Here is a 14,380-nt window from a genome sequence, read left to right as displayed (position 1 = left end):
CCTCAAAACCTGACGTGGCCGCTGCTAAGCGAGGAAGGCGTATTCTACGCACTTTCCAATGTTTGTCAACGGCTGTTTGGCAGAAGCGAAGAAAATGTTTAACTCAACTTCCCTTCCTGCTATTTGCCTAACCTACTGACAAACCGAGGTTTTTACACCTCATTCACCGCTGGCAACGCCTGGCGTCCCCGGCAGCGGATGCGTACTTTACGGCTTTGCTGACGAGTTGGCAAGAGGTATTAAAAATAAAAAAAGCGACAGGTCTGATTCAAAGAACCAGGCCTGCCGCAAACCACCGATCAGAACGCCTGACCAGAGAGTGCCCGTTCGCGGCCTACGGCCGCGCTAACCGTTAATCAGATTTCAAACCCCAGACCAAAGTCCTCACTGGACATTGCCATCAGGCTACCCGCACCCGACTGGATCATTTGCGCGTGCGCCTTGGTGCGCGGTAACAACCGCTGGTAATAGAAACGCGCAGTGTTCAACTTCGCGGCATAGAAAGCTTTGTCTTCGCCCGTCAGAGACAACGACGCCTGCTTGGCAGCTCGAGCAAACAGGTACGCGAGCGTGACATAGCCGGAATACATGAGGTAATCAACGCTTGCCGCCCCAACTTCTTCGCGGTCCTGCATGGCTTTCATGCCAACGCCCATGGTCAGCTCGCCCCATTCGGCATTCAGCTTGGAAAGCGGCTCGACAAACTCTTTGAGGTCGGCATTGTCGGCTTCTGCCTTGCAGAACTTGTGAATTTCCTTGGTAAACACCTTCAACGACTCACCCTGGCTCATGAGCACTTTACGGCCCAGCAGGTCGAGCGCCTGAATACCGGTCGTGCCTTCATAGAGGCGGGTAATTCGCGCATCACGGACCAGTTGCTCCATTCCCCACTCTTTGATGAAGCCATGACCACCGTAGATCTGTACGCCCTCATTAGTGCTTTCAAAACCGACTTCGGTCAGGAAGGCTTTAACAATAGGTGTTAGCAAGCCCAGCAGGGTTTCAGCATGATCCCGGTCTTCACCCGGCTCACCATGCTCCACCACATCGAGCATTTGTGCGGTATAAAGCACCAGCATACGGCCACCTTCAGCAAAGGCTTTTTGCGTTAGCAGCATGCGGCGCACATCGGGATGGACGATAATCGGGTCAGCAGGCTTTTCGGGAGCCTGTTTGCCGGACAAGCCACGCATCTGCAAACGGTCACGAGCATAGCTCAGTGAGTTCTGAAAACTCGCTTCAATCAGACCCAGCCCCTGAATCCCGACCCCAAGACGTGCCGCATTCATCATGGTGAACATGCACGCCAACCCCTTGTTGGGCGGTCCCACGAGGTAACCGGTTGCGCCATCGAAGTTCATCACGCAGGTGGCGTTACCATGAATACCCATCTTGTGCTCCAGCGAACCACAGGTGACGCCATTGCGTTCGCCGGGATTGCCTTCTGCATTCGGCAGAAATTTGGGGACAACAAACAGCGAAATGCCCTTGGAGCCTTCAGGCGCATCGGGCAGCTTTGCCAGCACCAAATGCACGATATTCTCGGCAAGGTTGTGCTCACCCGCCGAGATAAAAATCTTGGTGCCGGTAATCGCGTACGCATTGTCCGCAACGGGTACCGCACGCGTCTTGATCAAACCGAGATCAGTACCGCAATGCGGCTCGGTCAGGCACATGGTTCCTGTCCAAACACCCTCAACCAACTTGGTGAGATAGGTGGCTTTTTGCTCGTCGGTGCCATGGTGCCTTAGCGCATCGGCTGCGCCATGGGAAAGCCCTGGGTACATCCCCCACGCCAGGTTAGTTGCGCAAATCATTTCTGACAGCATCATCGCCAATGAAGGCGGCAGCCCCTGGCCACCTTGCTCGGGGTCTGCAGCCAGACTGGGCCACCCACCTTCTACATACTGCTGATAAGCCTCTTTAAAGCCTTTGGGTGCTTTAACTTCTCCGCCTTCCAGCAAGCAGCCTTCTGCATCGCCGCTTTGATTGATGGGCAGCAGTACGTCACGGGCAAAGCGCGCTCCCTCTTCCAGAATGGCGCTCACCACGTCAGGAGAAGCGTCCTCACCGTTGGGCAGAGAGGCATAATGGGCGGGATAGTCAAACATTTCGTCCATGACGAAACGCATGTCACGCAAGGGGGCCTGGTAACTGGGCATGGCACTTCTCCTAAACAGGGGGCTGAAAGCAACGAGCATCTTCAGAAAACGGCTTTCAAACGCATGTTTGAAAATTAGCGCGAGCCCGCCCAGTAGTCAAGCAGTCGTTTTAATTTAGCCGTCCAAATCGCTACCACTTTGGTCGCCCAACGGGTCAGTCATGCCTCAGAAAAAAATAAAGCCTGCCGACGAGAACACCAGCAGGCTATCTAATAGCGGATGAATAGGACATTTATTACTGCATTCGAATACCACCGTCCAGCCGGATCACTTCTCCGTTCAACATCGAGTTGGTAATAATCTGCTCTGCCAACTGGGCGAATTCTTCTGGCTTGCCCAACCGTTTAGGGAATGGAACGGCGGCGGCCAGCGCCTGGGCGGCTTCGTCAGGTATTTCACTCATCATGGGAGTTTCAAACACGCCGGGGGCAATGGCCATGACGCGAACGGCATGACGCGAAAGCTCCCTGGCAGCAGGCAGGCTCATACCCACAACACCCGCTTTGGAGGCACTGTATGCACACTGCCCCACCTGCCCATCAAATGCCGCTATGGACGCCGTATTGATGATTACCCCACGCTCGCCGGTCTCATTCGGCGTGTTTTTGGCCATTGCGGCCGCCGCCAGGCGCATGACATTGAAAGTACCGACGAGATTGATATTGATCGTTTTGGTATAGCTTTCCAGGTCAGCAGGATTGCCTTCGCGGTCAACCAGCTTGGCAACACTGACAACGCCTGCGCAGTGAATGACACCCGAAAGCCCGTGTTCGCCGCCCAATGCTACGGCGGTATCAACTGCCTGCTGCATCTGTTCTTGAGACGTGATATCCGCCAGGCATGCACGCGCGTCTTCCCCCAACTGCTCTGCATGGGACTTGACACTGTCGCTGAGGTCGCACAAGACGACGCGAGCACCAGCAGCCACGAGACGCTCTGCTGTCGCAGCCCCTAAGCCTGAAGCGGCGCCGGTGATTAAAAATGTATGACCCTTCACCTGCATAGTCGTGTTTCCCTGTCATGAAAGTCGTTATTGGCTCAAGTTGACGTCTTCTGCTGCTTGAGCGCGTAACTTGAAGCGCTGAATTTTGCCGCTTGGCGTCTTGGGGAGTTCGTCGACAAATTCGATGACCCGGGGAAATGCATGGGCCGACAAACGCTCGCGTACCTGCTGACGAATTTCATCCGCCAGGGCTTCGCTTGCCGCGTAGCCGTCACGCAACACAATGTACGACTTGATCACTTCGCCCCGAATATCATCCGGCTGACCAACCGCTGCCGACTCTGCCACAGCGGGGTGTGCCATAACGCTGTTTTCGACATCGGTCGGGCCCACACGGTACCCGGACGTCGTGATGATATCGTCATCACGGCCAGCAAACTGAAACGACCCATCCTCGTTGCGAATCACTACATCGCCAGTCAGGTAATACCCCTGCACAAAGGGATCTTTTTCCTGCCAGGTATAACCCTGAAAAAAGTGCGCGGGCGACTGTTCAATATCCACGGCCAGAACCCCCGGCTCGCCGGGCGGCAACTCATTGTACTCAGCATCCAGAATCGCCAGGCGGTACCCGGGCATGGGCACTCCCATGCCACCGACATGTTTGGGGTGATCAAGGGCATGGTGGTTGTTACACGTCATCCCGGTTTCGGTTTGTCCATAGTGGTCCATCACCGAACAGCCCAACGATGCCTCCACCCATGAAACCACTTCGGTATTCAAGGGCTCACCCGCTGAACTGGCGGCACGCAACTCAAGCGTTTGATGAGCGTCATCGAAAAGGCCTGATGCCTTCATTAGCCGATAGGCCGTTGGCGCTGCGGCAAAGTTGGTAATGCGGTGGCGCTTCATGAACTCAAGCGCTCCTTCGGCACTGAACCCTGCTTCGCAAAAGTGGGTCGTGACCCCCAGAAGCAACGGGCCTGCAATCGCATAGTAAAGCCCGTACGCCCAGCCGGGGTCCGCCATGTTCCAGAAGCGATCCTCCTCGCGAAGGTCAACCGCCAACTCCATGTAGAGAGCGAATGCCGTCATACCGGAAAGCGGCACGGCAACGCCCTTTGGCTTGCCCACCGTCCCCGAAGTAAACATCTGCAGGAAAGGCTTATCCGCTGACAGGCGGGGCGGCTCACCGCTCATTGACGTATGCGTCAACGCTGTTTGCCAATCATGGTCGTCAGAATGCTCTCGGGTCGGCCCACCGACTGCCAAGACGGGTGGGCATTGGCCCAGACCATCAAACTTGTACCGGTTTGCATGGTCGGTTATGACAAGCCTGGAGTCAGCCCGCCCCAACCGATAATCCACTGCATCGGGTCCAAAGGCAGTGAACAACGGTTGGTAAACCGCGCCAATACGCCAGGTCGCCACCACAGCTACCAAAAGCGCCAGCGAACGGGGGAGCATACACGCAATGCGGTCACCCTCGCCAAGTCCTTGAGCTTGAAACCAGCCCGCCAGCTTAGCGCTCTGCTGGTCGAGTTCCTTGTAGCTCAACGTGTGCGTCGCACCTTCCAGGTCCTCCTGCACCAGAGCCAACACCTCGCCCCTGCCGGCACGGACATGGCGCCCACAACATGCTTCGAAGGCGTTTAACTGACCGTCCTGATGATCATCAAGTTTGGCGATGACTTCTCCGATGGAAAACGAATCAAGGTAATCCGAATAATTGGGGCGTGATGTCGCTGTCATGATGGCTCTCTTGGGTATTGTTGGTAGTGAGCATCGGGTTACGCAGGCGTCGGCATTGTTTTTATCAGTTTACGTTAACGGAACCCTTTGAATAAAACTACGCTAAAAGCAAACACGAAGAAGCGCAAGCGAGTCGTGGCGTTTACTGGTTATACGTTAGTCGCGCAAAGCCAGAGAGTCACTCTGTTCATCCTGACGGGCCATGATCATTGCGACCAGTTCATCGGCCAGATCATCCGGTGTTCTAGGGCCATCCGGGTCGTACCAGCGCACCGTCCAGTTCAAAGCACCCAGTACAAAGCGTGAGACCAGGAAGCGATCCCCATGAATCAGCCCTGCTGCCAAGGCATCATCGATCACCGCCACCCACAGCGCTTCGTACGCATCACGCAGATGGCTCAGATGAGCGCTGGCATCAGGTGTTAACCGTCGCCACTCAAACAACGCCACCACGTGGGCATTGCGATCGGTAAACAGTGTTTCGAGGTGCGCTCGCGCCATTGCGCGAAGACGCATCTCGGGGTGATCTTCGCAGCTATCGAGCGCACGACGCGCAATCAACAGCGCATTGTGAGTGCCTTCTTCAATCACAGCCGCCAGGATTTCCTGCTTATCTTTAAAATGGTGGAACAAGCTACCGGACTTGATACCCATTTCCTGCGCCAGCATGCGCACCGTGGTACGGTCGAAGCCTTCCTGAACAAAGAGCTGAGCCGCGAGGCGTGTTAATTCCTTGCGACGAGGAGATGCATTCATTACATTCATGTCGTTCACACTAGCGCTTGCTTGGTTACCTCGGAGAAGACCACAGCACCGACAACGGGTCAACGCATAGCGCACCTCTCAGTGAGATAATCACAATATCCTTTATGGAGAACACCATGAGTAACGCTAAAGACATCGTGTTTCTGTCGGCAACACGCACCCCGATGGGCGGCATGATGGGTAGCCTGTCGAGCATGAGTGCTACCGAGCTGGGCGCGATTGCCATCCGTGCCGCCATTGAGCGCGCCAGTATCGACCCCACGACGATCGAAGAAGGCATTATGGGCTGTGTACTGCCGGCGGGCGTTAAACAGGGCCCGGCACGGCAAGCCATGCGCCAGGCAGGCATCCCCGATGCCAACGGCGCCACCACCATTAACAAGCTGTGTGGCTCGGGAATGAAAGCCACCATGCTGGCTCACGACCTGATCAAGGCAGGCAGTGGCAATGTCATCCTGGCTGGCGGCATGGAGTCCATGTCCAACGCTCCCCACGTTCTCACCAAGGCGCGCAGCGGTTATCGGTTAGGTCACGGGGAACTGAAAGATCACATGTTCCTGGATGGTCTGGAAGATGCCGAGACCGGCAAGTTGATGGGCGTCTTCGCGCAGGATGTCGCGTCTCAGCGTGGTTACACCCGCGAGCGGCTTGACGATTTCGCCATCGCCTCGCTCGAACGCGCCATGGCGGCCACCAATGCAGGGCATTTAGATGCCGAAATGGCCGCCGTCACCGTTACCTCGCGCCATGGCGAGGCTCTTGTTGAACATGACGAGCAGCCCTTTCAGGCCAAACTGGACAAAATCCGCCAACTGCGCCCCGCCTTTGCCAAGGAGGGCACCATTACTGCTGCCAACTCAAGCTCGATATCTGACGGCGCATCGGCACTTATCCTGGCCAGCCAGGCAGCGGCGGATCAGCACGGCCTTAAACCGATGGCGCGCATGCTGGGGCACACAACCCACTCACGCCACCCGAGTGAGTTCACGATCGCGCCCGTGGGCGCGATTGAAAAGTTGATGAAGAAACTGGATTGGAACGTTAGTGACGTTGACCTCTTTGAAATCAACGAAGCCTTTGCCGTGGTAACCCTGATGGCAATGGATGACTTGGGCCTCCCCCACGACAAGGTCAATGTCTTTGGTGGTGCCTGCGCCCAGGGTCACCCGATCGGCTCTACCGGCTCACGCATCATTGCGACATTAATCCACGCGCTGCGCACCAAAGGCGGCAAGCGTGGTATTGCAAGCCTGTGCATCGGCGGCGGCGAAGCCACGGCCGTCGCGGTTGAGTTGATGGAGTAGCCAACGATTTCCCGGGTAAAAACAATATTGACTCACGCCCTGGCAACCTTTCAGCCAGGGCGACTCGACTACTTAGCGAGGCCATGAGTATTGCTATGAAGCGGCCAGCCAACGAACATCAGGGCCCTTCTTGCCGGGGCGGGCTGTGGCACTACCATCTTGGCTAAGCTGCTCCCATTCGGGATACTCGATGCCCTCTTCATTGGTGCGGTCATGACCTTCGTCTGCGACCTCCCCATCGACACTGAACTGACCGGCATATTCCCGCATTTGCAATGCTTCGCGGGATAGCACCTCCGCGCTATGGGCAGCCTGATTGACCAGGCTCATGGTTCCCTGGGTAGTCGTGTCGATCTGCACGACGGCCTGATTGACCTCCTCTATACCCCGCCGCTGCTCCTCCGACGCATGGGCCATCTGGATCATCAAGGTATCCACATGACGAGCCGCCTGCATGATAGATCTGGTGTGTTCACCCGCCTGCTGCGAAAGCTCACTGCCTTGTTCCACACTATCCCGGGATGCCTCGATACGCTTCCGAATGTCGCTAGCGGCATTGGCGCTGCGCGTCGCCAACGCACGTACCTCGTTGGCGACGACCGCAAAACCACGGCCATGCTCACCGGCACGGGCCGCTTCCACCGAGGCATTAAGCGCGAGGATATTGGTCTGAAACGCAATACTTTCAATCATTCTGATAATGCTTTGAATTTCTTCGGAGTGACGATTGATCGCTTCCATTGTCATAATGAACTGAGAGATCACCTCATCACCCTGCTGCGCCTTGTGCGACACATCCGCAGTTGACTGACTGACATGCGACGCGCTCTCCGCGTTTTGATTCACCGTGGCGGTCAATTGCTCCAGACTCGCCGCCATCTGTTGCAAGGCGGACACCTGAGTATCTGTCTGCCTCGCCAAACGCTGGTTCTGTTCGGTCATTTCCTGGCTATTACTGTGCACCTGCTCGCTACTTACAGTCAGTCGATTCACCGTCGTACGCAGTGATTGCTGCATATAGGCAAGCTCACTGAACAGTTGACCAATCTCGTTATCTGCGTGCGACTCAACCGGAACAGAGAGATCACCTTTGGCGATGCGCTGGAAATGCTTAGTAATGGCTCTTAGAGGGCGAAGCACATTTTTAAAGACGCCCCACACGACCACTGACACGACCATCAGCGAGGCGACCAGCGCTGCGATCACCCCCCAAAAGAGTAGTGATGACACTTCCTCGAAACGTGCAAAAAGCGCATTACCGCGCTGCGCTGAGGCATCAAAGAATGCGTCGGCACTGTCAATAAAGCGCTGACTGCTTTCGTCCACTCGCGACTCCCCCGAGAAGAAACCCGTTATATCGCGATCTTGAAGCATCATCATCTGCAGACTGAGGTTATTGTTAACAAATGATTGAAAGTCAGATGCTAACTGATCGACGATCGCCTGCTGTTCTTGATCAAAATGACTTGCCTCGAAGCGGGTAAAATCCTCTGCTGCCGAGGCAAGCAGTTGCTCCGCCTCATCTATCAGGGGATCGGGGCGATCAAACGACGGCGTCCGAATCAGTTCCGCTGCCCGGTTCATTTGGATACGTGCGCGCAATAGCTGATTGTAAGCACTGTTGAGCTGGCTTATCTGTGTCATGTCGCGTTGATGCAACGAGGTAAATGCCTCACGACCAAAATGATTGGCGAACAACCCAAGCCCGCCAATCACGACTACCAGGCCGCTGAACATTACCAGCACCAACGTCCAGCTTGCTTTAACACTTAACGCATTGAGCCATTTCATCCCGCCCCTCCCTTTGACTGTGATTTACTCAGACGTATGCAGTGGCAGCCACAACTGCAAGCGAAGACGAATTTCCTGCAGCGCCTGCTGATAAGCATCTGGCTTGTTGATCAGTCTGGGATCACGGATATCCCAATAAAGAGTCTCTCCGGCCTTCCCCTGCCAATCGCGACAGGCCTGAAGATCCTTGTCACAAAGCACAATCACGTAGTCGAAGGCTTCGCTTTCAAACGCATCAAGCGACTTGCTGTGCAACCCTTCTGTGGAAAGTCCTTGCTTGTTAAGGGCATCGAGGGTCAGCGCATGAGGTTCATCCGGCTCGGTGCCCGCGCTGAACGCCTCGAATCGGTCACCGGCCATATGACGAAGCAGCACCTCACCCATCAATGAACGTGCAGAATTGGCGTTGCAAAGAAATAACACACGACGTTTGGACATAAATAAACAACCTCTTATCTAAAGATTGAACATCACATTACGCAGCAATCATGACGGCATTGTTGCAGCGATAACGATGCCGCTAGAAATATATGGAAAAACATATATCATGAAGACAGTGCGTTTCGACGTGAATCAAAAAGGAAGCCGCTCATATGACCACGCTGGACGATTTACCCAATCTGGACGCGAACCTCTTTGAAATACCCAACCTAGAGCGACTGGGTTTAACGGCAGGCAATACACAAGCACCGAAAATTCTGCTGCTTTATGGCTCCCTGCGTGAACGTTCGTTTAGCCGTTTAGCAACGGAAGAAGCCGCCCGCTTGCTCAACGCCATGGGCGCTGAAACAAGAATTTTTGACCCTAGAGAGTTGCCGTTGCCGGATACAGAAGATGCCAGCCACCCCAAGGTTGAAGAGCTGCGCCAATTGGCCCAATGGTCAGAAGGCATGGTGTGGTGTTCTCCCGAACGCCACGGCGCGATGACCGGAATCATGAAAGCGCAGATTGACTGGATACCGCTTGCGTTAGGTGGCGTGCGTCCAACCCAGGGCAAGACATTGGCGGTAATGCAGGTATGCGGCGGTTCCCAGTCATTCAACACCGTCAACCAACTGCGTATTTTGGGCCGCTGGATGCGCATGCTGACGATCCCCAACCAATCATCAGTGCCCAAAGCGTTTAAGGAATTCGACGATAACGACCGCATGAAAGCATCCCCTTTCTACGACCGCATCGTGGATGTCATGGAAGAACTGGTGAAGTTTACGCTACTTGTGCGGGACCGCAGCTCGCTGCTCACCGACCGTTATTCAGAGCGCAAGGAAAGCGCCGAAGAACTCTCCAAGCGGGTTAACCAGCGGGCCATTTGATCAGGAGCTTTTCATGTCATCCAAACAGGATACGTCATCCCCCTCCACGGCTGAGGGCATGGGGCTATTCGAGCGCTTTCTCTCGGTATGGGTCGCTCTTGCCATTGTGGCAGGCATCTTGCTCGGGCAGCTCGCCCCGGCGATACCGGAAGCGCTTTCACGCCTTGAGGTAGCCCAGGTCTCCATCCCTATCGCGGTACTCATCTGGGCCATGATTTTTCCCATGATGGCGCAAATTGACTTCAACTCCATCGCTGGGGTTCGCCGCCAACCCAAAGGGCTAACCATCACCACAGCTGTCAATTGGCTGATCAAGCCCTTCACCATGTTTGCCATTGCCTGGCTTTTTTTAATGGTGATCTTTCGGCCCTTTATCCCTGAAGCGCTTGCCAGCCAGTATCTCGCGGGGGCTATCCTACTTGGTGCCGCGCCGTGTACCGCCATGGTGTTTGTATGGAGCTATCTCACGCGAGGGGACGCGGCTTATACCCTGGTGCAGGTGGCTCTCAATGATCTGATCATGCTGTTCGCGTTTGCCCCCATCGTGGTCTTCCTGCTGGGGATCTCCAACATTCAGGTGCCCTGGGACACCGTCGCCCTGTCGGTCGTGTTGTATATCGTGATTCCCCTGGCAGCAGGCTACATCACGCGGCAAAGCTTGATTAAAAAACGCGGCGCCGAGTGGTACGACAATGTGTTCATGAAGCGCGTTGGCCCGATCACCCCGATTGGCTTGATCATTACCCTGGTGCTGCTGTTTGCCTTCCAGGGCGAGGTCATTCTGAATAATCCACTGCATATTGTGCTCATTGCCATTCCGCTGATTATTCAAACCTTTCTGATCTTTTTTATCGCCTACGGCTGGGCGAAAGCCTGGTGTGTTCCTCACAACATTGCCGCTCCCGGCGCGATGATTGGCGCGAGCAACTTTTTTGAACTCGCCGTCGCAGCCGCCATTGCGCTGTTTGGCATGCAGTCAGGCGCGGCACTGGCAACGGTCGTCGGCGTATTGGTCGAAGTGCCGCTGATGCTGGCACTGGTAAGCATCGCCAACAAGACGCGCCACCGCTTTAAAACGCCATAAAGCGAGAAAGAATGATATCAGCGCTAAGCTGGTTGCCTGGGCAACGCCAGCGCCATCACCGCGCTGGAAGCAACCAGCGCAGCGGCAACCCACAGGCAAGCACTCAGGCCGAAGGCCATATATAGCCAGCCCGATAGCAGTGTGCCCACTAATCGCCCCATGGCATTGGCCATATAGTAAAAACCGACGTCCATGGAAACACCGTCGGCGCGGGCATAATGCACAATCAGATAGCTGTGCCAGCTGGAATTGATCGCAAACAGAACGCCAAACGCCAGTAAGCCAACGACCAGCCAACCGACCTGCGCCAAGGGCAGCATCGCCAACACAATCGCCAGCACTGCCAGTGCCGCTGCCCAGCCTGCGGTAAGGGCGCGCGCATCGCCCTTGATCAACCGCGTGAGCTTGGGGGCCTGAGTCTGCACACCGCCATAGCCAATAACCCATATCGCCAGCAAACCGCCCACGGTCCAGTGGGTCCAACCGTGTTGGTCATATAAAAACACCGGCAGCGCCACCACGAACCAAACATCCCGCGAGGCGAACAGGCAAAACCGCGCCGCTGACAACACATTAATGGCACGTGATTTCGAGAAGACTTCTGAAAACCTGGGTTTTACCTTTTGCCGACCCAGGTCAGCCCTCAAGCGCCATAGCGATAACAGCAATACCACGCCCAGCATCACGGCCATGACCACCACGGCACCGCGAAAGCCAATCAGTGTCAGCAGCAGTCCGCCGACGAAAAAACCCAAGCCTTTCAGCGCATTCTTAGAGCCGGTCAACATGGCCACCCAGCGGTAGAGCGAGCTGTTGGCGTTGGCGCTCTCTTTAGGCACCAGCACTTTCACGGCACTTTTGGCGCTCATCTTGTTGAGGTCCTTGGCGATGCCCGACAGCGCCTGGGCGGCCATGACCCAGGCGACGGTCAGCAATCCGGCAGGCACCATCAGCATGGCCAGGGCAATTATCTGTAGCCCAAGTCCGACGTTCATGGTGCGGTTGAGACCCAGGCGAGCGCCCAGCCAACCACCGACCAGATTCGTCACTACGCCAAAGGCTTCATAGAACAGAAACAACATGGCGATGGCCAACGGCGAGTAGCCCAACTGGTGGAAGTGCATCACCACCAGCATGCGCAGCGCGCCATCGGTAATCGTGAAGGCCCAGTAATTGCCCGTTATCAGCATGTACTGGCGGACTTCAAACGGCAGTGCCTTTACACGTGCCCGCATTTTCAACAACGCCGATTCAGCCACGCTCCACCTGCTCGCCACCTACCTGCAGGGCCAGCTCGGCGGTACGGTTGGCATAGCCCCACTCGTTGTCATACCAGGCGTAGAGTTTCAACTGAGTGCCGTTGATCACCATGGTGGAGAGCGCATCGATAACCGAGCTGCGCGGATCGGTGCGGTAATCGATCGACACCAGCGGACGCTCTTCATAGCCTAAAATCCCCGCCAGCGAGCCATCGGCGGCGGCTTTGAGCGCCTGGTTGACCTCATCCACTGTGACCGAGCGCTCCAGCTCAAACACCATATCGGTCAGCGACGCATTGGCCAGCGGCACGCGCACGGCATGACCATTAAGCTTGCCTTCCAGCTCAGGAAAGATCGCAGTAATGGCTTTCGCCGAGCCGGTCGTGGTGGGAATCAGGCTCATGCCGCAAGCACGGGCACGGCGTAGATCCTTATGCGGGGCGTCGAGAATCGTCTGTGTATTAGTGATGTCGTGTACCGTGGTCATTGAGCCATGGCGAATACTGAAGCCTTCCTGAATAACCTTGACCACCGGTGCCAGGCAGTTGGTGGTACAACTGGCGGCAGTGACAATCTTGTGCTGAATGGGATCAAAGAGATGGTCGTTGACGCCAACAACCACGTTCAACGCGTCCTCATCTTTCAGAGGCGCACTTACCACCACCCGGGCAACGTCCTGATCAAGATACGGCTGAAGCTGAGCGGTGTTTTTCACCATGCCCGAACATTCGATGACCACCTCGCAACCGGACCAGTCGCTATCCACGATCTGCTTGTTGGCGCTGAATGGGATCGAATCGCCGTCGATCACAATGGCGTCCTGATCAGCGGCTATACCGGCACCCGGTGACCACTGCCCATGCACGGAGTCAAACTCAAGCAGGTGCGCGAAGGTCGCCGCATCACCACCAGGGTCGTTAATGTGAGCCAGCTCCACTTCACCCGCTTCTACCCGCGGCCACAAACTTCGCAGTGTCAGTCGACCAATACGGCCGAATCCGTTGATACCGATACGTAGTGCCATGGAAGCCTCCTAAGCTATTTGCCGCATATAAAGCTTAATGCTCATATACGAAAAATCATATATGAAGGGGTAAAAAAACACGTCCTTCGTCAGGCCCACCGTGCAACGGTGGGCCTGACTGGCGAGGGCTATTTAGCCATAACGTCCGGAAATGTAATCTTCGGTTTTTTTCTTGGCCGGGGTTGAGAACATCACTTTCGTGTCGTTGTACTCAATGATTTCCCCCAGATGGAAAAACGCCGTGTAGTCAGCCACCCGCGCCGCCTGCTGCATATTGTGCGTTACCGTCACAATGGTGAATTTCTCTTTCAGGCGGTCCATCAGATCCTCGATGGTCGCCGTGGAAATCGGATCAAGGGCCGATGTCGGCTCATCCATCAAGATGACGTCAGGTTGCACGGCAATTGCCCGGGCAATGCACAACCGCTGCTGCTGACCACCGGAGAGCGACGTACCCGGCTCCTGAAGCTTGTCTTTCACCTCTTCCCAGAGACCTGCATCACGCAACGCTTTTTCAACCAGTTCGTCCTGCTCGGCTTTACGGCTGACCATATCGTGCATACGTGGCGCATAGGCGACATTTTCAAAAATTGACTTGGGAAATGGATTGGGTTTCTGGAACACCATGCCCACGCGCCGACGCAGCGCCACTTCGTCCATTTTGGACTCGTTGACGTCGTGGCCGTCCATCTCCACCAGCCCTTCGGTGCGCACACTGGGAATAAGGTCATTCATTCGGTTCAGACAGCGCAGGAACGTGGACTTACCGCAGCCGGAAGGCCCTATCAACGCCGTCACATTTTTCTGGAACAGGTCGATATTGAGGTTTTTCAGCGCCTGGTTCTTGCCGTACCAGAGGTTCAGGTCGCGGATGCGGATACTCAGGTCATGGCACGCCTGTTCATTGCGCGTATAGGGCTGACCAACGCTCGGCGTATCTTGCTCAGTCATTACGGGTGCTTGGCTATTCATAGCGATATCCT

At 55.6% G+C, this 14,380-nt stretch carries 12 protein-coding genes; 3 read left to right on the top strand and 9 right to left on the bottom strand.

The genetic code is table 11. The annotated features are described in order from the left end of the window. Positions 1–356: 356 nt before the first annotated feature. From QC816_RS13660 to QC816_RS13645, 4 genes are all read right to left on the bottom strand, one after another. Positions 357–2,162 (bottom strand): acyl-CoA dehydrogenase C-terminal domain-containing protein, encoded by a 1,806-nt coding sequence (locus QC816_RS13660; RefSeq protein ID WP_268900775.1) that lies wholly within the window; start codon positions 2,160–2,162, stop codon positions 357–359. Positions 2,163–2,397: 235 nt separating this feature from the next. After that, positions 2,398–3,165: an SDR family NAD(P)-dependent oxidoreductase gene (locus QC816_RS13655; RefSeq protein WP_309782828.1), complete on the bottom strand. Its 768-nt coding sequence runs from the start codon at positions 3,163–3,165 to the stop codon at positions 2,398–2,400. A 27-nt stretch (positions 3,166–3,192) separates the two neighbouring features. Then, a complete protein-coding gene (locus QC816_RS13650; RefSeq protein WP_085917511.1) occupies positions 3,193–4,857 on the bottom strand; it encodes an AMP-binding protein in 1,665 nt (554 codons plus the stop codon). Between the two features lie 156 nt (positions 4,858–5,013). After that, a complete protein-coding gene (locus QC816_RS13645) occupies positions 5,014–5,613 on the bottom strand; it encodes a TetR/AcrR family transcriptional regulator (RefSeq protein WP_309782826.1) in 600 nt (199 codons plus the stop codon). A gap of 125 nt (positions 5,614–5,738) precedes the next feature. Here QC816_RS13645 and QC816_RS13640 point away from each other — a divergent pair, with 125 nt between their 5' ends. After that, complete coding sequence (locus QC816_RS13640; RefSeq protein ID WP_309782825.1) at positions 5,739–6,926, top strand: acetyl-CoA C-acyltransferase; 1,188 nt, start codon at positions 5,739–5,741, stop codon at positions 6,924–6,926. A 93-nt stretch (positions 6,927–7,019) separates the two neighbouring features. On the opposite strand, the gene QC816_RS13635 is transcribed toward QC816_RS13640, so the two are convergent. Next, positions 7,020–8,717, bottom strand: coding sequence for a methyl-accepting chemotaxis protein (locus QC816_RS13635; protein ID WP_309782823.1), 1,698 nt, complete (start codon positions 8,715–8,717; stop codon positions 7,020–7,022). Positions 8,718–8,741: 24 nt separating this feature from the next. Next, positions 8,742–9,155, bottom strand: coding sequence for an arsenate reductase ArsC (locus tag QC816_RS13630; RefSeq protein WP_309782821.1), 414 nt, complete (start codon positions 9,153–9,155; stop codon positions 8,742–8,744). A 155-nt stretch (positions 9,156–9,310) separates the two neighbouring features. Here QC816_RS13630 and arsH point away from each other — a divergent pair, with 155 nt between their 5' ends. Continuing rightward, entirely contained in the window at positions 9,311–10,030 is a 720-nt protein-coding gene (arsH, locus tag QC816_RS13625) for an arsenical resistance protein ArsH (RefSeq protein ID WP_309782819.1), read from the top strand. Between the two features lie 13 nt (positions 10,031–10,043). Next, positions 10,044–11,114, top strand: coding sequence for an ACR3 family arsenite efflux transporter (gene arsB, locus QC816_RS13620; RefSeq protein ID WP_309782817.1), 1,071 nt, complete (start codon positions 10,044–10,046; stop codon positions 11,112–11,114). A 23-nt stretch (positions 11,115–11,137) separates the two neighbouring features. Here arsB and arsJ read toward each other — a convergent pair whose 3' ends face one another. The 3 genes from arsJ to pstB all read right to left on the bottom strand — a co-directional run bounded on the left by arsJ (position 11,138) and on the right by pstB (position 14,369). Continuing rightward, a complete protein-coding gene (gene arsJ / locus QC816_RS13615) occupies positions 11,138–12,349 on the bottom strand; it encodes an organoarsenical effux MFS transporter ArsJ (protein WP_085917529.1) in 1,212 nt (403 codons plus the stop codon). A 16-nt stretch (positions 12,350–12,365) separates the two neighbouring features. Beyond that, positions 12,366–13,397: an ArsJ-associated glyceraldehyde-3-phosphate dehydrogenase gene (locus QC816_RS13610; RefSeq protein WP_309782815.1), complete on the bottom strand. Its 1,032-nt coding sequence runs from the start codon at positions 13,395–13,397 to the stop codon at positions 12,366–12,368. Between the two features lie 132 nt (positions 13,398–13,529). Next, the gene (pstB, locus tag QC816_RS13605) at positions 13,530–14,369 is read right to left on the bottom strand and encodes a phosphate ABC transporter ATP-binding protein PstB (RefSeq protein ID WP_085917503.1); all 840 of its coding nucleotides are present in this window, start codon (positions 14,367–14,369) and stop codon (positions 13,530–13,532) included. Between the last annotated feature and the right edge of the window lie 11 nt (positions 14,370–14,380).

This window comes from Vreelandella janggokensis (genome assembly GCF_031451615.1).
GTDB classification, from domain to species: Bacteria; Pseudomonadota; Gammaproteobacteria; order Pseudomonadales; family Halomonadaceae; genus Vreelandella; species Vreelandella janggokensis.
The sequence above is the reverse complement of the archived record's forward strand: the minus strand, read 5'-3'. Positions and strand labels throughout refer to the sequence as shown.